Source organism: Streptomyces sp. NPDC025273, assembly GCF_040638585.1.
GTDB lineage: Bacteria > Actinomycetota > Actinomycetes > Streptomycetales > Streptomycetaceae > Streptomyces > Streptomyces cinereorectus.
This window is the reverse complement of record NZ_JBEZYP010000022.1, coordinates 13,815-36,991: the sequence shown is the minus strand read 5'-3', so window position 1 is coordinate 36,991 and position 23,177 is coordinate 13,815. Positions and strand designations below refer to the sequence as shown.

The following is a 23,177-nucleotide window of genomic DNA, read 5'->3' as shown; positions in this document are numbered from 1 at the left end:
GCCCCCTCCCGTGCTGTCCCGCGTGCGCGGGCCGGCCGGGTCAGCAGTCGCGGATGATGTTTCCGCTGTTGTCCCGAGCCTGGTCGTTGCCCCACCGCGAGAGGTAGTACGCCGAGATGTACTGGTTGGCGGGGCCCACGTCGAGGTCGGTGCGCAGCCACCAGTGGTTGTAGTTGCCGGCGCCGTCGCGAATCTCACGGCCCCAGACCTTGCAGTACACGTAGTTGGTGCCCTTATACAGCGTGCCCGTCTGCGTGGTGCTGGTGGGCGAGGCGTAGCCGGGTGCGTCGGCGAAGGTGTCCACCCAGTACTTGCCGCTGCCGGAGCAACCGTTGTCGCTGGTCAGGTACTTCTGGTAGTACGAGCTCGGATACGGGGAGAGGTAGGTGCCGTTGATCTGGATGGTCTGCCCGACTCCGTTGTAGAGCTGCTCGTAGTGGAGGTGGGCCCCGCTGCTCGCGCCGGTGGAGCCGGTGGTGCCGATCTGCTGGCCCTGGGCGACGCCCTGACCGTGGCTGATGGAGAAGGCGTTCAGGTGGAAGTAGTACGTCTTCCAGCCGCCGCCGTGGTCGACGACGACGTAGTTGCCGGCGCCGCCAGCCTCGTAGTAACGGTAGGCCGTGCCGGAGGCGGAGGCCAGGACGGGGGCTCCCGAGGTGGCGCCGCCGTCGGAGCGGATGAAATCGAGAGCAAGGCGGACTTCGGCCGAGTGGTGGCTGTAGGTCCACTGCTGGCCGCAGGGGTAGGGCGCCTTGAAGTTCGGTGCCGCCTGCGCCGGTGCGGCGGTGAGGGCGACGAGGCCCATGGCCCATAGGACGCTGGTGAGGAGGACGGACAGGAGGCGTCTGAATGACATGGCACGGGGCCCTTCCGGGAGGTGGGGCCGGCGACTGGGGAGAGAGCCGGCCGGAGAACGCGTGCGCACGCGTGACGGTTCGCGTCGCGGAGCCGAGTGTATGAGCGTGTTCATGCCAGGGTGGAGGGCTTTTCCGTACCAGTCGAAAGGCGCAGGCAGTCCGCACCGCGGAGCCCGGAGCGGGCCTTCCAACGGGCGCCCCAACGCTGTTTCATACCTCACATGGCCGGAATGCTGCGTATCCACTTCACCCCCGCCGACTTCCTCCGCGTGCGGTTCGCCCGTTCACCCGACCCCATGTGGGAGGCCGTCCTCGGACTGCACGTACTGACCACCTCGGCGGACCGGCTCCCGGCCCGGCTGCGTCTGTGGCGCAACCGGGCGCGTGGGCGCGCCCGGCAGCCGGACGTACGGGGCGCGTTCCGCCTGCTGCACGATCTCGCCCCGTCCGACGCCTCCTACTGGCCGGATTTCCTCACCCCCGCCGAGTCGGAGGAGGGACTCGCCGCCGGACTGCGCGTGCTGCGGGAGACCTCACGGGCCCGGCTGGAACGTGAGATGCGCGAGGCGTCCCGCCACCGGCCCCTGCCTGCCTGGACGCGACGGCTGGCGGCCGGCGACCGTGCGCTGCTCGACGACGTCGTGGCCGCCGTCGGCACGGTCCACGGCGGCCTGCTCGCACCCGACTGGAGCGAGGTCGAGGCGGCCGGCGCGGCCGACCGGGCGCGCCGGATGGAAGCGCTCGGGGAGGGACTCGGGGCGGTGTTCGCCTCGTTCACGCCGTTCGTGTGGCGCGAGCCGGTCCTCAGCGCCGCTTACCCCCAGGACGTCACCCTGCGCCTGCGGGGGCGGGGGCTGCGTCTGGTCCCGTCCTTCTTCTGCCACACGCGGCCCGTGGCGATCGCCGACCCCGGGCTGCCTCCCGTCGTGGTCTATCCCCTGCACCTCGACGAGCCGCACGCGGTGCACGAGGACGCCGCCCTGGCACGGCTGCTCGGAGCGAACCGCGCACGGGTGCTGACGGCCCTGGCGACCACCCGCACCACGGGTGGCGTGGCGATTCGCCTCGCCCTGCCGGCGTCGTCGGTCAGCGGTCACCTGACCGTTCTCAGGAACGCCGGACTGGTCGCGAGCGAACGCGCCGGAATGTACGTCACCCACCGGCTGACACCACGTGGCCAGCACCTGCTCGGGCATCTTCAGGAGGACGTCGGTCGCCCCGGCCGACGGTAGGCCCTGTCCTGGCGTTGTCAGGTTGAGTGGTGGCCTTCTCGGGCGGCATGATCATCTGGGACTGCTGCACGGATAGGTGACACCTGACCTGGCTTGCTGAGAGTCGCACGCAGCAGACCGCCGACCACCGGAGCACTGACTGGATGACCAGCAACGGTTAATTCCTGGGACAAGTCCCGCAGCGAGGCGGTGGTCCAGCGCAACGGGGACACCGGATCACCCACCGCACGCGGCTCGATCAGCAACTCGAGAGCCGCGAGCAGACCAGGTCGCGCTCGGCAGCGGACTTGCGCCCGCCGCCCGGTCTGCGTATCCGCCCCAACGCTGTTGCTAGGACCGCGAGCTCCGCACGCCCTCGTGTCACAGTCGACTCCGAGACCTCCGCCAGCCTGGCCACGGCCGCGATCCCCCGATGCCCCAGAGCCTCCGCCTCGGAAGCCAGATACAGACGGCGCTGCCGCTCGTCCAGATGCGGCAGCACCACCGCGAACTCGTATCCAGCACCGTCAGGACTTCATCCGCAATGGCTACAACAGCCCAACTGCATGGCATCACCGAGGTATCAGCCAAAACCGGCAGTAGTTTAATTGCGGGTCCTCTGAACCGCTTCCAGTGCGTCGCCGACCTCCAGCGCCGCTACGGCGTGAAGCGGCTCTGCAGCATCCTCGGCGTCAGCTGCTCGAGCTTCTACTATCGGCGCCGGACAGCCGCGGACCGGGCCGCCCGGCAGGCGGCCGACGCGAGGCTGGCCGCCCGCGAGTCCGGCGATCTGCCGCGGATGGTGACCTGCCGGCCGCCCGTGGGGAAGAGGCGGTGAATGACTATCAGCCCGCTCATCCCTCCAGGGTGCGACTCCGCGCCGGTCACAGCATGCCGGGCGGCGCTCCCGGACTCGCGCCCTACGACGGGGCGTCGTACACAGAGAACATGAGCGAGGGACAGACGTCGTGGCATCCGGGCGAGGTTGTGCCGGAGAGCGGGATCTACGAGTGCGACTGCGGCGCGGGCCACCACTGGAGCACCGACGTGAAGGGGCACCGCTTCCCTCCCCTTCCGGCAGGCTGCCCGGGGGCCGCGTGGACGCTTCAGACGGACGCGCACCCCGACTCCTGACCCCGAGGCGGCTGACAGTCCCGGAGGGAGTCTCGCGTGGTCCTGAGGCCGTCTGTGGAGCCGATGCTCGCGCGGGCCCGCGAGACCCTCCCGCCCCTTGGCATCGCCCCCGGCCGGGGGCGGGTGTGAGGGTGCTCGTCGTGAATACCGGTGAGGTCACCCCGACGGAGGTTGCGGCCACAATCGCCGACGCGGTCCCCGGATCGTCGATAGCGTCGGCTGCTGCACCGCAGTCGACACCATCCCAGGGACCATGACACCGGAACCACTCGCAGAACCCGTCATCGACACCCACGTCCTCCTGCGCGCGGGCGACAAGCTGCTGTTCTCCCAGCGCGGCGGCCCGTACGGCTACGGCCGCTGGCACATGCCCTCGGGCAAGCTCGACCAGGGCGAACCCCTGCGAGCCGGGGCCGCCCGCGAGCTGCTGGAGGAGACCGGCGTGACGGTCGACCCCGCGCACCTGCGGATGGTGCACGTGGTGCACCACCGCCAGAGCGCCGAAGTCGAACGGCTCGGCTTCTTCTTCGAGGCCACCGAGTGGAGCGGAGAGCCCGTCAACAGGGAACCGGAGAAGTGCCTCGGGCTGGAATGGTTCAGCGTCCACGAACTGCCCGAGGACATCATCGAGTACCCGGAGAAGGGGCTCCTGGCCTACCTGGAAGGCGACGGGGCGCTCACGGAACACGGGTGGGAGTAGCCGATCAGGTGGCTGCGGAGCCGGGCGTAGCGACGGCTGGGGGCCCGCTCCTGCCGGGCTCTCCGCAGGCGCGCGGAGCATATGACGACCGGAGCAGTGGCGCCTCCCGCCATGGAAGGAGACCGATCCGCTGGTGCCGACGTCGGTCTACGCCAACACCAAGCTGTGGGGCGAGCATCAGACCGCCCTGACCCTGGGCGGGGTCGGCGACTCGTACGCGATCGTGCGGTACTTCTCTGTCTACGGAGAACCGCAGGTGGTCAAGGAGAACAGCCATAGCTGGGTGGTGGCCTGGTTCGCGATGCGGGCCGCGCTCGGCCTGCCGCTGCATCTCAACGGCGGCGGATCACAGGTCCGCGATTTCGTGCACGTCGACGACATCGCGGAGGCGACCCTGCTGGCGGCCGTGACCGAGGGCGCGGACCGCACCACGCTCAACGTCGGTACCGGCCGCGCCACTTCCATCCGGCAGGTCGCCGACCTCGTGCTCGGCCACTATCCCGGGGCGCGAATCGTCGAGACCCCCCGCCCGCAGGGCGACCCGCTCGGCGCCTGCGCCGACACCACCCGTATGCGCCAGGTGCTGGGCTGGGCGCCGCGCGTGGACATCGAGGACGGCGTGCGCCGCTACCTCACGTGGCTGGAGCACACCCCCGAGGCGATCCCGGCATGGCTGCACGCCGAGGCCCGGGACGCTGCGTGAGGACGTCAGATCACGGGGGGACGGCCGAGGCGGGCGAGGCGGATCACGGTGCGCCAGCGCATCGGCTTCCGGCGCCCGCACGGAGTGCGCCAGCCCTCGACGAACCCGCCGAACCAGGCCCGCAGCCCGCCCAGACTGCGGGTACGGGCCAGCGTCAAAGCCACCCACACCCCCAGGTAGACGGGCACCAGCACCGCCGGGAGGTGTCGGCGCGCCAGGTAGACCCGGTTGCGGGCGTTGACCTGGTAGAAGAACGCATGGCGGGCCGGAGAGGTGCGCGGGTGCTGGAGCAGCAACTGCGGCGCGTACAGCACCGTCCACCCGGCGTCGATCGCCCGCCAGGCCATGTCGGTCTCCTCGTGCGCGAAGAAGAAGGCGTCCGGCCACGGGCCGACCTGGGCCAGCATTTTCGTGGACAGCACGTGGGCACCGCCGAGGAAGCCGGTCACCAGTCCGCCGCGCATGGGATCACCGGCCCGCAACCGGGGCACGTGGCGGCGCTGGGTCACCCCGGTCTCGTCGGCGATACGGAACCCGACGATCCCCAGCCGTGGGTCTGCCGCGTACAGAGCGAGGATCGTGGCGAATACGTCGTCGGCGACCAGCAGCCCGTCGTCGTCCAGGTCCAGCACCAGGTCCATGTCCCCCAAGTGCTCCAGGGCGGCGTTGCGGCCGCCGGTCACCCCCAGGTTCTCCTCCAGCTGCACCGTCTCGACCCACGGCGGCAGATCGGGCATCGCACACCCGTTGGCCACCACCACCGTCCGCACCGCCGGAGCCGTCTGCGCATGGACCGAGGCCAGCAGCTCCGCCAGCTCCTTGGGCCGCGTGCCCATCGTCAGAATCGCCACGCCCAGCTTCACGCCCGCTCCGTACCTCTCTGTGTGAAGGAAGCCATGACCGATCGGACTGTGCCCGGCCGCGCCTGCCTCCAGGAACTCGCTGCCCAGCGCCGACTGCCCGCCCATCAGCCGATGGACCAGATGACGCTTCAGTGGATCGCGGACAACCGGCCGGTGAACTTCGACGCCGCGCCCAGCTTCCCACGCCCAGGCCTGATGCTCGTACCGGCCAGATCCTGGTTCACCACCGAGCGCCAGGCCGACTCCAACCACGGCATCCTCCACAACGCCCGCGTCAGCCTGCTCGCCGCCCTCCTCGCCCAGGAGTACGGGCTGGAAGACGACGACGTCGCGGCAGTGTGTGCCGCCGGGGCGGTCCACGACTGCCGACGACGCGACGACCGGGCGGATGCCGGGCACGGGCGGCGCGCCGCATCCTGGTTCCTCCACCACACCGACACGGTCACTGGTGCGATGAGCCGCCCGGTGGCGGCGGTCGCGCTGCACCGGGCGACGGAAGCGATCGCCGTCCACGACGTGCCCTACGGCGACTTCACCGCCCAGCAGAAACGCGTCTACCAGGCCGCCCCGCACCTCGTCGATGTCCTCAAGGCCGCCGACTGCCTGGATCGCTACCGCCTACCGCTCCAGCAGTGGTGGCCCGACTTGACCCGACTGCGCACCCCGGTGCCCGCCTGGCTGCCCCCAGCCGCCTTCGCACTCGTCGTACGCAGCGAGCAAGCCGCCCTCGACGGCGCCACCCACCACGACGCCCTCACCACCGCCCGTCAGAGCCTGGCCCACGGCCAGTAGGAGACCTCCTCGTGGACACCGAACTCGACGACGCCCACACCGACTACACCAGCCCCCACACCCGGCCCATGGCAGCCGGGTGCGCCGAGAGCGAAGACGCCTGGCGCCGATACCTGCAACACGACACCCCCGGCGGCCACCTGCTCGCGCACAACGCCATGACGGGAGTACTCACCAGCGGCCGGCCGATCCACCTGATGCACACCACGACGGCGCTGGACGCCATCCGCTCCAGCGGACAGCTCTACGCCTCCTCCGGCTGCCTGCTCGCCGCGCTGTACTGCGCGCCACTGACCGAGACCCCCGACGGCCTGCGCCCGCACAACCTCGGCACCTACCTGCTGCGGACCAAACCGCACGCCCAAACGCTGATGATCGAGATCGCGCCCACCAGCCCGGCGCCCGCCAGGGGCATCGACTACCTGCGACTCGGCCGCGTCCACCTGCACACCTATCTCGATCACCGCAGCTTCCTCACCGAGGCAGAGGACACCCAGCTCCGCACAAAAGCGGTGCACCAAATCCGTACGGCCGCCCCCTTCCTGGACACGCTGGTGGCAGGCGCCGCCGGGCACAGGACGGCGCCGGACGTGTTCGTGGACCGCCTCGCCGCCACCGTCCCAGCCTTGCCATTCCTGGGCTACGTGTACTTCGAGGTGCTGTCGGAGTACCTGATGCTCCACTCCACCAGCACCGAGACGAAGACATATGCGAGGGCTGGAGAGATGAACAACCTCCTCTACAAGCGTCTGGCGTTCTCCGCCGTCAGCGGCATGGGCAAGCTGTTCGACTTGTCCCGCTTCCACCCCGACCACCAGCGCCTGTACGAGCTGATCGCCGACATCGAGCCCTCTCTCGCCCCCGAAGCAGCGCAGTACACCCGAGACCGTCTCTCCCACCTCTTCACCGCCCTGGCGCTCGACCACGGCCAGGACGCAACCACCTTCACCTTCCACGAGCAGGACTTCGACAGCCTTGCCCAGGCCACGCCGTCTCTGCTGGGGCAGACGCTCTTCCGAGAGATGCGGATCCTTCAGCGCTATCCGCAGCTGTACCTCGCCTTTGAGCAGGCCAAGGCCCTTCGGGCGTGGAACTACTGGAATGTCCACCAAATAGCGACGCCGTTCAACGGGTTCCTCCCCAAGGGCGAAATCGGGGTCAACCCCGCCTACCCCACCGCTGGCTGCACGGTGTGGCTGGCGGAGACCTGCGAGCGGGGCCTGATCCACCCGGTCGACGAACTCGACGTCGCCTTCGTGCCCCGCATGGCGGACCTGGGCATGACCGCCATGCGCCGGGACGCCACCGGCAAGGCCGCCGGGCATCCGACCGCCGCCTGAACCGATCGACCGGCTCCCCTACCAGGTCCGCCCACCTCGCCGGACTGCTTCGCGGATATCCGCGTGCGCTGTACAGCTGCGCTTCTACCGTCCAGCCCGAATGCTGATCGCGGGGGCCACGTAGAGCTGCTGGTCCGGGCAGCTTCAAGGGGTGCGTGGTCCTGCGCGCGTGCGGCCGCGCGCAAGCTGTGCAGGACAGCGGAGTTCGAGCGGGCTCTGGGCGTCCTGGAACCATTCGTCGAGCTTGGCTGGGGCCCAGCACGCTGGGCGGCCGCCGACTTCGACGGTAGCGGGCTGGCAGGTGTCCTGGTGGAGGATCTCGTTGTAGAAGTCGCCGAGGAAGCTCCGGGCGTCCTCCCAGTAGGGGTCGATCTCGGCGTCGAACAGCATCGCCGCCTGATACGGCCTGCGTTCACATGCTGACGCCCGGGCCACCGGGAATGCGAGGTAGCGCGTCACGTGGTGAGTGTCGGACGGCGTGGGGCCGTTGAGCAGCGAGCTGCGCCTGGCGGTGGACCGTGAACTGGTCCCGTAGATGCGCCTCTACGCGGTGCTGAAGCGGCGCTTGCTCGGCAATTCGGCGACGCAGCTGACGCTCCGCTTGCATGCCCCCTGCGTCGGTACGAAGAGTTTCGGCACGGGCGCGCAGATCAACGGCGGCAGTGCGTGCTGCACGGACTGCCTCGGCGCGGTGGTTGTCGATCTGCAGGGCCAAGGCAGGAAGTTGCTGCCTCATCACCTCCAGCTCCTCGATCCGTACGACTGCTGACCTCATGCCTCCCGTGGCCTGATCGCGCAGCGCTTGCGTGTACGGGGAGGACTCCAGGATCCGCGCTGCTTCACGCCGGGCTTCAGTTGCGGCCCGGGCGGACGTCTCGTGCTCGCGGTCCGCCGCCTCGGCCTGCTGCGTGTACTGGGCGATGAGTTGCTGTTGCTCTGTCCGGGAGGTGCCTGCGAGGCGCAAGGCGATGCGGCTGCGTCCGGTGGCCCGCTGCAGGCTGGCGCAGACGTCGCGCGCGCCGGAAGCGGCGGCGCGGGCGCGCTCCGCCGCATCGGCCTCATGGTGTGCCTGGCGGATCAGCCGGTCTGCCGCATCGATGAGCCTTCTCGCGTTGCCGGCGATATACCGGCCGGAGTGCTGGGCCACGTCCGCAACGCCGTCGATGGACGCTCGAGCCTGTTCGCTCGCCCTCCGGTCGGCTGCCGCTGCCCGCCGGGTCAGTTCGGCTGCCTTCACCGCGAGCTCTGTATCGGTCACAGCACCGTACGGCCGGGCCGCCCGGTCGTCCCACGTGGGAAACTGCAGGTCACCTGCGGCCACAGGCACAGGCTCCGGAACAGCGCGCAACTGGTCGCTGATCATGGACTCCGGACGAACCTGCTTCAGCAGGGCCGCGCAGGCGCGCACTGCACGGTTGAGGCGGTCGGTCTCGCTGCCTGGTTCGCCTGACCTGACCTGGGCCTCCTCGTACTCCAACGCCGCTGTGGCCAGCCACAGGTGATTCTCGCTGCGGGCCCGGGTGATGGCGGGGTACAACGTGTACGCGTCGGCTCCGAGCCCGTACAGCAGCGATGTCTCGACAGCGAGCCCCTGGGAAGCGGAGACGCTCATCGCGTAACCCAGCGCCAGGGCGCCGTGCCCGACCTGCCCCGGGCTCAGCCATGCCTGGCCATGGACGCCGTACTCACGCCTCCAGGTGATCTGCACGTTGTGCTCGCCGTCGAGGGCGGTGACGACGGCGCGGTACCCGCTCAGGGGATCCGGACCGGTGCCGCGCCGCCCTCGGGAACCGTCCTGCCGGACGCGGACGATGTCGCCGACGGCGAGGGTGATCTGCTCACCGCGCGGACGGGCGTAGGTGTGGGTGGCGCCGAGTTCACCGGCGGCGCTCCTGATGGCCTGAGCTCCTGCGTTGAGGGTGTCCACGTCGGCGTTCCGCGCGGCCAGCAGGACGAGGTTCGCGACCGTGTCATGCGGAGCGGACCATCGGCGGCGCTGCTGATTCCAGGCGGCCAGGATCTCCGTGTGCGCCTGCTCGGCGGTGTCAGTGGCGTGCACACGGCCGCCTACGGCGAGCATGCGCAACGCGTTGTCCCGGGCGCCGTCCCGCCAGGCTTCCAGGGCCAGGCGCTCGCCGGCGTCCTTCTGACGGCGGTTGCTGTGCAGCACGACGCCGCGGACGAGCCGGTGGATCTCCTCGAGTCCACCGGCTGGACCGAGCGCCCGAAGCTGCTGGGGGTCGCCGACTCCGATGACCTTCGTGCCCGTGGCGGCGGCCGCGGTCAGCAGGCGCGCCAGAGAACGGTCGTCGGTCAGAACCGCGTCATCGAGCACGAGTACGTCGATCCCTCGCAGGCCCTCCCCGCTGTCGATGCCCTGCAGCCAGGAGGCCACTGTGCGCGCGGGGATGCCGGTGCCCTCGAACAGATTCTGTGCGAGCACAGCGGAGGAAGAGGCGCCCGCGTGGGTCATGCCGACGGCGTCCCAACCGATGCGGCAGACCTCCAGCAGCGACGTCTTCCCGGCTCCGGCGGCGCCGATGACGGCATCGACACCGTGGCCGGCGGTCAGGAGCCTCTGAACGGTGGCACGCTGCACGCCATCGAGCGCGAACCCGGAGGCGACCTCGAAAACCCCAAGCGCGGCCGCAGCCTGGTCCCCCGTCAGCTGGGCTGAACCGCTCGCGTACCGGGAGCGGGCCTGGTCGACGATGATCTGCTCGGCATCGAGGATGTCGCGCGTGGTGTAGCGGTCGGTGTTGCTCATGGTGGTCGAGCCGCGGTGCGGGAGAGGCTCGGCGTAGCCGGGTACGGCGAGAACCTGCTCGGCCAGGTTGTCGAGCGCGGTCGTTTCGAGGCCGTACGAACAGGCGTTGGCGACGGCCGCGAGGAGTTCGGCGCGCCGGAAGTCCTTGGCGCTGCTCGTCAGCCCGTGCGCGGGGTCGAAGACGTCGCGGGCGATCGCGGCGGGCGGCGGGATCTTCGGGCCGGGTGATCCGCCGGCCGTAAGCCCGCCGGACGGCCCAGGGCCAGGAGCGGCAGCCGCGATCATCGCGTCGACGTCGATGCCGAGAGCTACCGCGCGCTGACGCCAGTGGGCGTGCAGGTCGATGTCTCCCTCGTCGTGCTTGGCGTGCCGGGTCTCGGCCGAGACCCGGAGCTTCTCGTCGCGGCCGGCGCCGGCTCCTGCCAGCGCGTCGACCTGGGCCGCGCGGCGGGAGTAGTGCGTGCGCAGTTCGGCCGGGATACCCATGACCTCCCAGGCCCGGGTACGGCCGTCGCGCTCGTACCGCACTCCGAACCGCTCGCTCGCCAGAGCGCGGACGCGGGCCTTAAAAAGGGCGTCGAAGGCTCGCGCATGGCGGTGCAGGTCCATGCCACCGTTGGCGATGACACGCCAGGCTCCGTCTTCACATCGGGCGATGTTGGCGACGACCAGATGAACGTGCAGATGCGGGTCTCCGGGGGTGTCGTCGACCGGCCGGGCGGACTGGTGCTCCACGCTCCATCCGAGCAGCCCGCCGGTGGCAATCCGGCGCCGCTCCCCCAACTCGCTCGCCACGCTGTAGCCGATCCATCGTTCGAGCTCGGCGAACGCCTCGCGTTTGGCCTCGTGGACCAGGACACGGAAGTCGGCCTCCCGTCGAGGACCGAGCAGGGCCCACAGCGTGGATGCGCTCTTGGGGAGGTCGGCGACGAGGTCGTAGGCGCGGACCCGGACGTTGACGCGGTCCCTCTCGTGGGCGCGGGCCCGTGCGAGTCCCTCCGCGTCGTAGACGTCGGCCAGGTCGATGCCGGCGGCCCGGGCGATCCGGTGGAGGGAGTCGACCTGCAGCTGGTGCTGCTCGCCTCGAGCGTTCACCATGCGCGCCAGGGTGGCGTACTTCTTCAGCTGCTTCGGGGTACCGGCCAGGAGGTCCTTCGGCTCGACGCCGGCGGCGATCGCGGCATGCTCGATCGCCTCGACCAATCGAGCGCCAACGAGCTGAGCGGCAGGATGGGCACGCAGTTCGGCTCCGACGAGCAGCTCGCCGGTCCGGGGGTGCACGCCGTTGGCGAGCGCCCGTGCCGCCCGCTTGCCGGCCTCGTCCAGAGACGTGCCGGCGACCAGCCCGACTTCGGTCAGGCCTGCACCGAGCCAGACCAGACCGCTGTCCTGGAGGGCAGTCATCCGGTGGTGGAGCTGAGGGTCGGTGGGGGACTCGGCGGCATCATCGGCCTCCTGGCCGTCAAGGCGCACGTAACAGCCGGCGTTCCCGGAGAGGCGGTACTCGACCTGCTCCATGTCCACGATCCGACTGACCCAGGCCATCCGCGCTGCCTCTCCCCCCTACTCCCTGTCGTCCAACGAGCAGCTCTGCCGTGTATGTCCTGGAGGGGACGTACCTTTGTCCATCCATTCCGGATCTTACAGATCCTACGGCCGGTGGGTGTGCCGCTGGGCTGTTGTCCGCGGACAACAGCCCAGCGGCACACCCACCGGCCGGCGACCACGCGCGCATCCGGCTGATCCGGCCTGCCCAGCCCCCGTAGGTACCAGTGCCGGGGCCACGACCGTCACCGCCTCGTGTCGTCTGCCATCGGGACGTCAGCGGAGTCCGCCACTGGATGTCAGTGGTTCTGCCATGAGGTGTGTCAGTAGGTGCTGGCGTCGTCGGCGTCGGTGAGGCGGAGGCCGTAGCGGACGTCGTCGGCCAGGACGGCGGTGCCGTCATCGGCTTGGACCAGGAGCCCGGCGGCGAGCAGGCCCGCGACGGTGGCCGCTGTCGGCTCCTCCGGATCGGTAGAGACGGAGCCCTCGTAGGACGCCTGAAACCTCACCGCCGCGTCCTGACTGCTGAGGACGTCGCGCTGGAGCGGCCGGTAGTGCCCGCCGACCGCACCGCCTCCGGATACCGCGTGTACGGCGAGGAGGCGGTGGACCGCCTGGCGTTCATCGGTGCGGCCAAGCGGTGGACGTCGTGCTCTCGCCAAGCCGCCAGGCCGCGGAGAACACCGAGTCCTGGCGCACCGCGCCGGTCGCCTGCTCGCTGACCGGCAACGGGCTCGGCGAGCGCACCGCCCAGTGGCACCAGTTCCTCGGCGGCGCCGTACGCCAGGAGATCCCGGACGGGCTCCGCCTGAGCCTCCCCGCCGCGCGGGCCGGAGACGTCGCCGCGCTGGCCGCAACCGAGCAGCAGTGCTGTCCGTTCTTCGCCTTCCGTCTCCACCTCGACGGCCAGGACCTCCACCTCGAAGTCCGCGCCGCCTCCGACGGGGCCGACCTGCTCACCGCTCTCTTCGGCCCGACGGCCTGCCTACGCCAGCCCGCCGCTTCACCTTCTCCACCAACAGAAAGACCCGGCCACCGTGCTCGTCGCCCGCTCCATCGACCTGTTCGTCGTCGCCGTGGCTTTGTTCATGAGAACGGGTTCTGGCTCGGCCTGGGTGAAGACGCCGCTCAACGCGTAGCGGCGGAAGCGAGTGTAGACCGTTTGCCACGGCCCGTAGCGGTCGGGCAGGTCACGCCACGGCAGGCCCGTGCGGATCTTGTACACCATCCCATTGATGACCCGCCGGTCGTCCACCCTGGGCCGGCCAGTCGAGGCCGAGGGTATGAGCGGAGCGAGTAAATCCCAGTCTTGATCGGTGAGTTCATGTCTCTGCATCCGACCATGACCCACTGGCGGATGATCTTTGATGACAACGCCGAAAGGGCCCCGCACAATCGCGGTATGACCAACATCGTCGACGCAGCCTGGCACAAGGTCCTGAGTACTTACGGCGAACCGTTCCGGCCGGAAGCGTCACCGCTTCTGGAACCGTTTGCAAAGCTCGCGCGGGTAGCGCATGCCGAACCGCTGCTTCGCCAGCTCTCCCCTTGGACCGGTATGTGGGAGCTGCACTTCAGCAGGTGCACGGAGGTGGATTACACCTGGGACATCCCGTACATCGGCACGCTGAGAGACGGCCGGTACTACGTCGAAGGACCGCATCGGAGCAGCCCTCGGATCGCCGAGACGGACAGCGCGCAGGCCGCAGTAGCGATGGTCATCGATCGCCTGCCGCCACGTTGCGGCCCGGCCTTCATCGGCAATGCGGGGGAACTGGCCGCTTACGAGAAGGCACGAGACAGCAAGTAGGGCGGGCTCACCGGCCTGGCGCAAGCAGAAATCGGGGCCCTAAACGGCTTTGAAGACGGGCCCTGGCCTCGCCGTTTCGGTTGGGGCGGGTCCAGTTGGTGGCCAGTAACGCGAAAGTGCCTTTTGACCTGGGACGATGAACCTTGTCTAGGGGTTCTGTCGTGCCAAGCGGAAGGCACCTTCCACGTGCAGGCTATCGGGTCGCGTCCCAGGATTCACGTCACCGCTGACGGGTCGGGGGTGGTCGGGCATGCCGGAGCGCGGTTGCTGGCGGATCTCGCCTATGCGACTGGGTTGACGGCTGCGTACGGCGATGTGCTGCGGCCGTTGCGGCCGCGCGGGACCGGTCACGATCCGGGTCGGGTCGCCGCCGATCTGGCGGTGCCTTGGAGACTCTGGCCCCGCGCTGGCACCTCCGCATGCCCGCGCAACGAAAACAACGCGAACACCCACGAGTTGACGACGATCAGCGGCCCGTCACGGCAACCGAACCGGCGAGGCTAGCCGCATTCGCCATCGCCCGCGTGCAGGAGACCACCAACCAAGCAGCGCGTTGCTGAACTCGTCGGCGGGTGGAGAAGTCCGCCGACGCTGCCCTGATCCTGCACGTGCTCGATGCACTGTTTTTGCACGTGCCCGAGGCACTGATCCTCGCCATCGGCACGTACGAGAAGACTCTCCCGCGGCAGCTCGAATGGCACGACGGGAACAACGACATCCTGCGGCGGGCATGGGGTGACATGCACGGCCTGTGCGCCGACCGGCGCGACCACTCCGGGCTCCAGCCGGCCCACGCCAGCCGTTGGCCACCGCGAAGCCGCTTGAGCCCTGACCCTCTGCCGGACTCGGAGCACGGCCCGATCGGCCGACAGCGCAAGCTGCGGCCCGCTCGTTGTGCCGGTGTGCAAGACGAACCGACAGCTGGGGACCCGTACGGGGCCGGGCCACTGCACCGGGTTCCGCATCGAGACCGCCCTCGCCCTGCGCCTCGGGGTGACACCGCGGCCGGCGCCGTCCGGCGGGACCGGTCGCTGCGACGGCCGGCAGGTGCCGCCTCGTAGGCTGCAGCCATGACTGAGATCACCCAGACTCCGACACCCCGCGACGCCTTCGAGCTGCTCATGGCCGGCAACCAGCGCTTCGTCGCAGGCACCCCCGAGCACCCGAACCAGGACGTCGCTCGCCGTGCCGCGACCGCACCGTCCCAGAAGCCGTTCGCCGTGATGTTCGGCTGCTCCGATTCCCGGCTGGCCGCAGAGATCATCTTCGATCGCGGCCTGGGCGACCTGTTCGTGGTGCGCACCGCCGGGCATGTCACCGGGACCGAAGTCCTCGGCTCGATCGAGTTCGGGGTGAGCGTCCTGAACGCGCCGCTGGTCGTCGTCCTCGGCCACGACTCGTGCGGCGCGGTCGCTGCGGCCTGCTCTGCGCTGGAGAACGGGCAGACGCCGGGCGGCTTCGTCCGCGACATCGTCGAGCGAGTCACCCCGAGCGTGCTGGCCGCCCGTGCCGCCGGACGCGAAAAGCCCGAAGAGATCCTTGCCGAGCACATCGAGCACACCGTGAACCTGCTCCTGGAGCGCTCCCGCGTCCTGGCCGACGCGGTGGCTGCCGGCCGCCTCGCCGTGGTGGGACTGTCCTACCGCCTGGCCGACGGCAGCGCCCAGCTCGTCGCCACCCGCGGCCTTGATGCGGCGGTCCCCGCCGCGTCCTGACAGGCTCGCCGTGGCCGCTCACACGGGAGTGCGGAGCCCCGCAGCCCGGCGAAGCCGGTTGGCGATCGCCAACCCCAGCCCTTCCTCCACCGGCAGGGACGCGACGATGAGGTCGCACCCCTGCTGGTCGAGCTCGCGCGGGAGCCCGTACAACCCGTGCGCGTAGGCGTCCAGCGCACCGGGCAGGGCCACCACGGCGTGCGCTTTCACCTCGATGTCGGCGAGCGAGGACGGGAGAAGCACGCCCACCTGCTGCCCCGCCTCCCGCGTAGTCTCGGCTTCGGCGACGACCTTCTCCAGCTCGACCAGAACGATCCGCGCACGCGGCGCGTAGTGCGACGAGTGCTGACCCGGCACCCGGACACCGCTTGTGGACGGATCCGCGACCGAGTGTCCCAGCACCGCCTCGAGGTCCTCTCGCGTCACCCCGCCGGGCCGGAGGATGCTCGGCATCTCTCCCGTGACGTCGACGATGGTCGACTCGACGCCGATCTGGCAGGAGCCGCCGTCCAGAATCAAGTCGACGGCGTTGCCGAGCTCCGCCCGGACATGGTCCGCCGTGGTGGGGCTGACCGAACCGAACCGATTGGCGGACGGGGCCGTGATGCCGCCACCGAAGGCCGACAGCAGCGCCAGAGCGACAGGGGTGGTCGGGCATACGCACGGCCACCGTCTCCAGCCAACCCGTCGCCTCCAACGGCACCCGGTGCCCGCGCCGCAGGTCCAGCGTCAGCGGCCCTGGCCAGAAGCGTTCGGCCAGCAGGCGCGCGGCCGCCGGCACCTCCGCAACCCAGTCGTCGAGCTGCTCCGCGGCAGCGATGTGGACGATCAGCGGGTGGGAGGGCGGACGGACTGCGGACCTGGCGAACCGGAGGTCGGGTTCTTGTTGTCCGCGGACAACAAGAACCCGACCAGACGCGGCAGATTCATGCGCGTCACCGGAGCCGGGGACCATCCCCGCACGTGCGGGGAGCAGCTGAGGACTCAGGCGGTTCGGGACCCGAAGGCGGGACCATCCCCGCGCATGCGAGGAGCAGACCGACTGACCTGCTGTTCTATCAGCAGCAAGTCCAGTTCTGACACACTTTCACCGAATCCGACATTGCCTCCCTAACGCCCAATTCACCCATCACCTCAAAACGAGCCGCTTGAGGCATTCCTCCCCCATCCAGGTGACACGCCGCAGATTCTCGCCCCCGCCTGCACCATAGGCCGCAACGAGGTGAGTAAGGTAACCGCATGACCGTCCCATACTCCCCCGATAACAGGGAAAAGGTAGTCGCCAAGTTGCCGGCGGCCTTGCGGCAGGAACTCAAGGTCAGAGCAGCTGAGTTCGGCGTCGACATCAAGGACGCCGTGACCGAAGGCGTACAAGCATGGCGTGCAGATGAGGCCGAGCGCTCCCCCGTGGACACGACGGGAGGAAGTTCGTTCTCCACCTATCTCCCCGCCGGGCTGTACGGGGAGTTCAAGGACGACTGCAAGCGACGCGGCCTCCCCTTCAACCAAGGCATCGCCCAGGCAATCCGTCTGTGGCTCGACACCCACCCCTCCCCCCGTAGCCCCGCAACGCGGCCCAGTTGGGCCCGCCGGCTCATCTTCGGTAACCAGAAAGGCGGGGTCGGCAAGACCGCGACCTCCTCCGGTGTCGCGCAGGCGCTGGCCGAGGCAGGTAACCGTGTCCTGCTCATCGACTTCGACCCCCAGGGCCACCTCACCAAACAGCTCGGGTACGACCTGTTCGACATCGAAGCCCCCAGTCTGGCCAAGCACATGCTGGGCGAGGCGAGGGGAGAGCTGCGCGAACTGCTCGTCCCGATAGAGGACGGTGCCTTCAGGGGGCGCCTGTTCATGCTGCCGGCCTGCAAGGACGCGTTCCTGCTGGACGCCAAGCTCGCTACCAGCCGCTTCGTCCGTATCAAGGAGACGGCCCTCGAGAAGGCTCTGGAGCCGCTGGAGAAGGAGTTCGACTACATCGTGGTCGACTGCCCGCCCAGCCTCGGGTACACCATGGACACCGCCCTGTATTACTGCCGCACACGCGAAGGCGAGGCTCCTCACCTGTCCGGCATCTTCATCCCCGTGCTCGCGGAGGACTCGTCCGCCGACGCGTACGACATGCTCTACGACCAGATCCAGGACCTGAGCGTGGACATGGAGGTCGAGATCTCGATGCTCGGGTTCATCGTCAACATGTACGACAGCCGCAAGGGTTACATCGCCACGTCGTCGCTCCACAGCTGGAAAGAGATCGGCGATCCGCCGGTCGTCGGCGTCATGCCTGAGCTCAAGGAACAACGAGAGTCGGTGCGGCTCAAGCAGCCCCTGCTGTTCTACGCCCCGGAGTGCGAGCAGTCCGAGGTCATGCGCGCCATCGCTCGGAAGGTCATGTCATGAGCGTCGCCGATCGGCTTGGCACAGGCTCGTCCTTCGGGGGCGTGCCGCGCGGCCGCAGTGCCCGTGGCCGGGCGAAGGCCATAGTGCAGGGCGATGTTCCGGCGTACGAGCTGCGGCGCCTGCCCTTGGATGATGTCGCGCCGACGCCGCTCAATCCTCGTCGCAACTTCGGTTCGGAGGAAGACCTCACCCGCTTCGGTGAGGAGCTGCGCGTCGCACAGCTCGCAGCGTGCGTCGCCGTGTCCCGTCCCGCGTACCTGCGGCTCTGGCCTGAACACGAAGCACAGATCGGTGACTCCGCCTACGTCCTGGTCAATGGTGAGCGGCGGTTCCGTAGCGCGGTCCACGTAGCCCTGGAGTCCTTGGACTTCGTCGTACGCGATGACCTGGCTGCCTCCCGTGAGGAATTCGTCGACCACCTGCTCAAGGAGAACCTGGAGCGGGAGGACTTCGACGTCGTCGAGCGTGCACGCGGCGTCCTCGAGCTCGTGCGGGTGTGCAGCGAGGAGTCGGAGAAGGGTGCCCGTACGCGGGCGGCCAAGCGGCTCGGGCGTGACCGTTCCTGGATCACAAACCAGCTCGCTCTCCTGGAACTCCCCGCCGAGCTGCAGGCGATGCTCAGCGCAGGGTCGCTCCCTGAGCGTGATGGCCGCCTGCTCGCGCGGCGGCTTAAAGAGGAGCCTGGACTCGACGGAGCCCAGTTGCTGGCCCACCTCAAGGAGACTCGGGAGCAAGAGGTCCGCGCGCGTGAGGAGGAGAAGCTCCTGCTGCAGCGAGCCAAGCAGACCGCTGCTGCACAGCCCTCCGTATCGCCTGCCGGCAACGCGGAACCGGTGAGCCACTCCCCCGCCCTGGGGTCCATGTTGTCCGCGGACAACACAGCAGCCGAGACCGAGGCTGCCCAGCCCGTTCAAGCTCGGAAGGCGGCTCGGACGAATCCCGCCCCGGTTGAGGCGCTTGTGTTGTCCGCGGACAACACGGATGCCGCCGAGCCAACATCACCGGCTGCGGCCGTGTCCGTCCCCGCTCCCTTGTTGTCCGCGGACAACAAGGGCAACGCCTTGATGCCTCCGTCCGAGACCATGGGTCACCAGGGAAACGAGGTGCCCGAATCCGCAGACGAACGCAGCCTGCTGCTGGTGCGCCAGCTCGGCGCGTCCGTCGAGGAACAGGCGCGGACCATCGCGTCCGGACTTCCTCCCGAGCAGCTCACGCAGCTGATCGAGGAGCTCCACGCATACGTGTGAGGGCACTGATGGGTGCGCCGGGGGGTCGGCAGACCTCGGCGCACCTTCTGCATTTCAGTAGCAGGGGCGACGCTGAGGCGCCTATGGACAGCCGGAGAGAAGCAAGGCCTTCCCCGCATCCAGGGAACGTGGGTCGACCAGGTCAGAACTCTGCGGTGTTGAACAACGCGGGCCTCCCGGCCGGGGCGGTGGACCGTGACGCGTACGTAGTTTGCGTGCTGGAACAGCTCTATCGCGCACTTCAGCGTCGGGACGTGCAGGACGCGAAGCTCAGCTTCGAGATCGCCACCGACAACGCCTCGTACTCCGACATGGTGTTCGGCCTGTTCATGCCGCAGGCTGGCAGCGGCGGGGCCCGAGTGCCCCGGCCGCGTGCCCGCCGGGACGGTGTGTCAGACCACGGCGAGCCTGTCCGCCAGCAGCTCCACCCTCCACTCGGTGTCCTCCGGCGGCAGCCGTCCCGCCCGGGTCAGGGTCGCCACCCCGTGCAGGGACGCCCAGAACACCTCGGTGAACAGCCCCGGGGCGACGCCGTCCCCGGCGACCTCGCCCAGGCTCTCCAGCAGCGCGGCGAAGGCGTCCTTGAGAGGTTCCGGGGTGTCCTCCTGCGCGTACGCGAGACCGCCGTCGAGCTGGAAGATGGCGTCGTAGACCGCCGGGTTGCGTGCGGCGAAGTCGAGGTAGGCGCGCGCGAGGGCGGTGACCCGCTCGCGCGGGCCGTCCGCGGCGGCGGTCGCGGCCCGCACCGCCGCGGCCAGCTCGGCGGCGCCATCGAGGGCGACGGCGCCGATGATCTCCCGTTTGCCGCGGAAGTGGCTGTAGAGGACGGGCTGGCTGTACTCAATGCGCTCGGCGAGCCGGCGGGTGGTGACCGCGTCCCAGCCCTGCTGCTCGGCGAGTTCACGGGCCGTCGCCACGATGAGGCGCTCACGCTCCGCCCGTTCGCGCTGCTTGCGTTCCTGTACCGACATGATTCGATCCTAGCATCGCTAGACAATCGAGCGGCAGCAGTACTAGCGTTGCCTCATCGTCTAGCAACACTAGATTCCAGGGGGGCATCATGTTCAATGCGCTCGAGGTCGTCACCACCGTGATCGTCGGCGTGATGGTGGGGGTGGAGTTTTCCGTCGCCTTCGTCATGAACCCGATCCTCAACGCACTCCCCGAGGACAGCGGCCAACTCGGCCATGCCCACGGGGGCCGGATGCTCGGCGCCGTGATGCCGGTCTGGTACATCGGCTCACTCGTCCTCGTCGTGGTCTGGGCCATCGCCGGATGGCACCGCCACGGCACCGGCCTCGTCGCCACCGCCGGCGCGCTGCTGATGCTCAGCGTGGTTATGTCGATCCTGCTGCTCGTCCCGATCAACAACCTGAACAAGACGTGGACCCCTGGCAACCGGCCCGCCGACTGGAAGCAGCAGTTGCACCGCTGGGAACGCTTCCACTACGTCCGCGTCGCCGTCATCGTCGCCGCCTTCACCCTGCTCGTCGCCGGCCTCGTCTGAGCCCGCGGGCCAGCCCCGCGCTAGCGGCGCACGATCCCCGCTCGTGCCCGGGCGACAGCGGGCTACCGAACTCCCGGCATCCGGGAATGCAGCTGCCGCTCAGATCCCACAACGGCGATTCCGACAAACTACGCCCCCTCGATCAGCCGCGCCCGCGGCCTGATCAGGCCCCACACGACTCAGCAAGCTCCACGAAGCTCACCAAGCTGACGAAGACTCGCAAGGGGAAGAACAATGTCGCTGAAGAAGATCAACACCGTCCTGGCCGCCGCCTTCATCCTCTTCATCCTCTGGTTCGGGGCGGAGTTCATCCTGAGCCCGGAGACGACGGCCCCGGGCTTCGGCCTGCCGAGTTGGCCGTCCGGCGACGGCGACGGCTTCATGATCATCAAGGGGATCCGCGACGTCGTCTTGGCCCTGGTCCTGGGCATCCTGCTGGTGACGGGCCACCGCCGGGCGCTGGGCTGGGCGCTGCTGGTGGAGGCCCTCGCCGCGTACGGCGACATGACCACCGTGCTGGCCCACCACGGCTCCGTGGCCACCGCGCTCGGCGTCCACGGCCTGACTGCGACACTGATGGTGGTCAACGGTCTGCTGATAATGCGCGAGACCCGCAAGGTCGCGGCCGCTCCGGCGACGCCCGCCCCGCAGCCCGCCTAACGCCACCTCGGCGCAATGCCGGTATTCGCCTGTCAGCGACTGCCGGGAAAGGCGAGGCGGCACGATCTTCTCATCGTGTACGAGATGAAGCGCCTGGGCCGTGACGCCGCCGAACTCACCCCGCTCGCCGACCACCTCACCGCCCACGGCCTGGTCCTGGAAATGCTCGCCGAAGGCCACGCCGGCGTTCGCGTGCCAGGTCGAACCGCTCGCGCAGGTAGTGCGAGCCGACGGCCTGAAAATGCGCTCCCAGCGGGCAATGGGTGCGGACCGGAAGTTGGCTCCGCACGGGCTTGCCGGGCAGGTGTTGCTGGGGGAGTGGCTGGAGGAGCAGCACGGCTGGACCATGGTGCAGACGGGGCAGTTCAGCGTCGCGGTGGGCGGGCACCACGGAGTCCCTCCCGAACACGGCCAGATCACCACCCTGGACAGGCACCCCGAGCTGCTGCGCACCCCGGGCAAGAGCAGGGAGCTGTGGCAACATGTGCAGCTGGAACCTTTGAAGCATGCGCGGCAGAGTTCGGTGTAGTCGGCAGGCTCAGCGCGTGGCGATCGGTGAAATTGCCCAGCCCGTGCAGGTCGTTCTCACAGTGCTGGTCATCGTCTCCGACTGGATCGCCAGCAACCCCGACCTGTTCCCCTACTTCCCCCAGGATGCGAGCCGTAGCAGCGAGAAACGCATCGCAGCTGCCTGGCAAGGCCTGAACCTGCCGGCCGCATGGCGTGTTGCGGAGCCGCCTGTAGATGTCCAGGAGCTGTTTGCCTCCCGCTTCGCGCTGCCTTGGGGCGCGAAGGTCCGCCCCGTCCAGGAGGCGGCCGTGGATCTGACCTGGACGATGAACGATCCCGGGCTCCTGGTGATCGAAGCGCCCACGGGGGAGGGCAAGACCGAAGCAGCGCTCGCCGCCGCGGAAGTCCTTGGCTGCAGCCCGGCTCTGGGTTCGTGCACTCCGGCCACGAACTGTCATTCTTTCTCGATATCGCCGACTCACGGCTGGTGGGGTGCTCCCCGCGCGTGCGGGGATGCTCCCATCGGCAACGGCCTCGGCCTGTGCAATACCGGGTGCTCCCACACGTTCGGGGGTAGTCCCCACTCGCCGACCTTGCTCTTGCCGTCGGCTTCGTGCTTCCCGCAGGTGCGGGAATGGTCCCCCTTTGCGTTCTACACCCCCAGGGCCGAAATGTGCTCCCCTCACTTGAGGGGATGGTCCATGTACATCCTGGCTGGTCGGACATCAAGGCTTCTTCACGCGTGCGGAGTACTGCCACACGATCTGGCCGACGAGTCTGTCAAAACAAAAAACGCCTGCCAGGCGCGGGCGCCGACCCTTCCCACGTGGTGCCCCGCAGGCAAGTGGTCCTCATCGTTCCAACGGCGTTCGTGCGGCCTCTCCCAGTTCGCGACGGCGCGGGCGCGTCTGTCGTACCGGGGGCGGCCGTCAACTTCACGCTCCTCTATGTGCTCCCCCCTTCACGCCCCCCTTTCCGTAGACGGCACTAGACGGGGACCAGTGCCCTGCTGGGGGAGGGACCCAACTCGTTCAGTCCCTCCCTCGTTCAGTCCCTCCGCAAAAGACCAGGTCAGAGCAGTATGCCCGGGGACCGAAGGGACTGAAGGGACCGAAACTCCCTGTTCCAGCTGCGTGCGCGCGGGCGTATGTACGCGTACGTAAGAGGTACCTCTTCATATCCTGGTGCGCTGATAACTACGAAAATGAGTCCCTTCAGTCCCTCCGGCCCAACCCACAAGTGCTCTGACCTGCATAAACACGTTCGGGACTGAAAGGGGACCGTTCAGTCCCCCGCCCCTTGCAGGCCTTCGGTCCCTCACGCGCCCGTGTGAGGGACCGACAGCTCCCGCCCTCGCCGGCATCAGGGACTGAGGGACTGAAGGGACTGGATTTTCAATAACTGGTCATGTCTCCCGCA

Annotated in this window: 19 protein-coding genes and 5 pseudogenes; 15 read left to right on the top strand and 9 right to left on the bottom strand. The window is 69.0% G+C overall.

Annotated elements, in window-relative coordinates; genetic code table 11:
• Window positions 1-40 precede the first annotated feature (40 nt).
• Window positions 41-805, bottom strand: a complete 765-nt coding sequence (locus AB0F38_RS27645) for a M23 family metallopeptidase (protein ID WP_361899017.1) — start codon at window positions 803-805, stop codon at window positions 41-43.
• 273 nt (window positions 806-1,078) lie between these two features.
• Between AB0F38_RS27645 and AB0F38_RS27640 the strand changes: the two genes are divergently transcribed.
• On the top strand, window positions 1,079-2,089 hold the full coding sequence (locus AB0F38_RS27640) for a helix-turn-helix domain-containing protein (protein WP_361898843.1): 1,011 nt from the start codon (window positions 1,079-1,081) through the stop codon (window positions 2,087-2,089).
• A 107-nt stretch (window positions 2,090-2,196) separates the two neighbouring features.
• Here AB0F38_RS27640 and AB0F38_RS27635 read toward each other — a convergent pair.
• Window positions 2,197-2,531: pseudogene (locus AB0F38_RS27635) on the bottom strand (ISAzo13 family transposase); the annotation flags it as partial.
• Between the two features lie 81 nt (window positions 2,532-2,612).
• Here AB0F38_RS27635 and AB0F38_RS27630 point away from each other — a divergent pair.
• From AB0F38_RS27630 to AB0F38_RS27615, 4 genes and pseudogenes are all read left to right on the top strand, one after another.
• Window positions 2,613-2,906 carry a hypothetical protein gene (locus AB0F38_RS27630; protein ID WP_361898840.1) on the top strand — a complete coding sequence of 98 codons (294 nt, stop codon included), beginning with the start codon at window positions 2,613-2,615 and terminating at the stop codon, window positions 2,904-2,906.
• A gap of 110 nt (window positions 2,907-3,016) precedes the next feature.
• A complete protein-coding gene (locus tag AB0F38_RS27625; protein ID WP_361898837.1) occupies window positions 3,017-3,202 on the top strand; it encodes a hypothetical protein in 186 nt (61 codons plus the stop codon).
• 253 nt (window positions 3,203-3,455) lie between these two features.
• Entirely contained in the window at window positions 3,456-3,902 is a 447-nt protein-coding gene (locus tag AB0F38_RS27620) for an NUDIX domain-containing protein (protein WP_361898834.1), read from the top strand.
• A gap of 118 nt (window positions 3,903-4,020) precedes the next feature.
• A pseudogene (locus AB0F38_RS27615) lies at window positions 4,021-4,605 on the top strand (NAD-dependent epimerase/dehydratase family protein); the annotation flags it as partial.
• Window positions 4,606-4,610: 5 nt separating this feature from the next.
• Here the strand turns inward: AB0F38_RS27615 and AB0F38_RS27610 are convergent.
• The gene (locus tag AB0F38_RS27610) at window positions 4,611-5,441 is read right to left on the bottom strand and encodes a glycosyltransferase family 2 protein (protein WP_361899014.1); all 831 of its coding nucleotides are present in this window, start codon (window positions 5,439-5,441) and stop codon (window positions 4,611-4,613) included.
• Window positions 5,442-5,501: 60 nt separating this feature from the next.
• On the opposite strand from AB0F38_RS27610, the gene AB0F38_RS27605 reads away from it, so the two are divergent.
• Window positions 5,502-6,260 (top strand): hypothetical protein, encoded by a 759-nt coding sequence (locus tag AB0F38_RS27605; RefSeq protein ID WP_361898831.1) that lies wholly within the window; start codon window positions 5,502-5,504, stop codon window positions 6,258-6,260.
• Window positions 6,261-6,271: 11 nt separating this feature from the next.
• The gene (locus AB0F38_RS27600) at window positions 6,272-7,600 is read left to right on the top strand and encodes a hypothetical protein (RefSeq protein WP_361898828.1); all 1,329 of its coding nucleotides are present in this window, start codon (window positions 6,272-6,274) and stop codon (window positions 7,598-7,600) included.
• 144 nt (window positions 7,601-7,744) lie between these two features.
• Here the strand turns inward: AB0F38_RS27600 and AB0F38_RS27595 are convergent, their stop codons facing one another.
• From AB0F38_RS27595 to AB0F38_RS27580, 4 genes are all read right to left on the bottom strand, one after another.
• Entirely contained in the window at window positions 7,745-7,990 is a 246-nt protein-coding gene (locus AB0F38_RS27595; RefSeq protein WP_361898825.1) for a hypothetical protein, read from the bottom strand.
• A 22-nt stretch (window positions 7,991-8,012) separates the two neighbouring features.
• Entirely contained in the window at window positions 8,013-11,912 is a 3,900-nt protein-coding gene (mobF, locus tag AB0F38_RS27590) for a MobF family relaxase (protein WP_361898822.1), read from the bottom strand.
• Window positions 11,913-12,235: 323 nt separating this feature from the next.
• On the bottom strand, window positions 12,236-12,421 hold the full coding sequence (locus tag AB0F38_RS27585) for a hypothetical protein (RefSeq protein WP_361898819.1): 186 nt from the start codon (window positions 12,419-12,421) through the stop codon (window positions 12,236-12,238).
• A 494-nt stretch (window positions 12,422-12,915) separates the two neighbouring features.
• Window positions 12,916-13,248, bottom strand: a complete 333-nt coding sequence (locus AB0F38_RS27580) for a transposase (protein ID WP_361898816.1) — start codon at window positions 13,246-13,248, stop codon at window positions 12,916-12,918.
• A 66-nt stretch (window positions 13,249-13,314) separates the two neighbouring features.
• Here AB0F38_RS27580 and AB0F38_RS27575 point away from each other — a divergent pair, with 66 nt between their 5' ends.
• The 3 genes and pseudogenes from AB0F38_RS27575 to AB0F38_RS27565 all read left to right on the top strand — a co-directional run bounded on the left by AB0F38_RS27575 (window position 13,315) and on the right by AB0F38_RS27565 (window position 15,437).
• Window positions 13,315-13,722, top strand: coding sequence for a DUF6193 family natural product biosynthesis protein (locus tag AB0F38_RS27575; protein WP_361898814.1), 408 nt, complete (start codon window positions 13,315-13,317; stop codon window positions 13,720-13,722).
• Between the two features lie 156 nt (window positions 13,723-13,878).
• Window positions 13,879-14,106: pseudogene (locus tag AB0F38_RS27570) on the top strand (IS1380 family transposase); the annotation flags it as partial.
• 686 nt (window positions 14,107-14,792) lie between these two features.
• Window positions 14,793-15,437 (top strand): carbonic anhydrase, encoded by a 645-nt coding sequence (locus tag AB0F38_RS27565; protein ID WP_361898811.1) that lies wholly within the window; start codon window positions 14,793-14,795, stop codon window positions 15,435-15,437.
• A gap of 18 nt (window positions 15,438-15,455) precedes the next feature.
• Here the strand turns inward: AB0F38_RS27565 and AB0F38_RS27560 are convergent.
• A pseudogene (locus AB0F38_RS27560) lies at window positions 15,456-16,392 on the bottom strand (L-threonylcarbamoyladenylate synthase).
• 284 nt (window positions 16,393-16,676) lie between these two features.
• On the opposite strand from AB0F38_RS27560, the gene AB0F38_RS27555 reads away from it, so the two are divergent.
• Window positions 16,677-17,834: a ParA family protein gene (locus AB0F38_RS27555; RefSeq protein ID WP_361898808.1), complete on the top strand. Its 1,158-nt coding sequence runs from the start codon at window positions 16,677-16,679 to the stop codon at window positions 17,832-17,834.
• Window positions 17,831-19,081 (top strand): plasmid partitioning protein, encoded by a 1,251-nt coding sequence (locus AB0F38_RS27550; protein WP_361898806.1) that lies wholly within the window; start codon window positions 17,831-17,833, stop codon window positions 19,079-19,081. Before AB0F38_RS27555 ends, AB0F38_RS27550 begins: the two co-directional genes overlap by 4 nt.
• Before the next feature lie 392 nt (window positions 19,082-19,473).
• Here the strand turns inward: AB0F38_RS27550 and AB0F38_RS27545 are convergent, their stop codons facing one another.
• A complete protein-coding gene (locus AB0F38_RS27545; RefSeq protein ID WP_361898803.1) occupies window positions 19,474-20,052 on the bottom strand; it encodes a TetR/AcrR family transcriptional regulator in 579 nt (192 codons plus the stop codon).
• 89 nt (window positions 20,053-20,141) lie between these two features.
• Here AB0F38_RS27545 and AB0F38_RS27540 point away from each other — a divergent pair, with 89 nt between their 5' ends.
• The 3 genes and pseudogenes from AB0F38_RS27540 to AB0F38_RS27530 all read left to right on the top strand — a co-directional run.
• Complete coding sequence (locus AB0F38_RS27540; RefSeq protein ID WP_361898800.1) at window positions 20,142-20,588, top strand: DUF1772 domain-containing protein; 447 nt, start codon at window positions 20,142-20,144, stop codon at window positions 20,586-20,588.
• 234 nt (window positions 20,589-20,822) lie between these two features.
• Window positions 20,823-21,248, top strand: coding sequence for a DUF4267 domain-containing protein (locus AB0F38_RS27535; protein WP_361898797.1), 426 nt, complete (start codon window positions 20,823-20,825; stop codon window positions 21,246-21,248).
• A 172-nt stretch (window positions 21,249-21,420) separates the two neighbouring features.
• Window positions 21,421-22,165: pseudogene (locus AB0F38_RS27530) on the top strand (HD domain-containing protein); the annotation flags it as partial.
• Window positions 22,166-23,177: the final 1,012 nt, after the last annotated feature.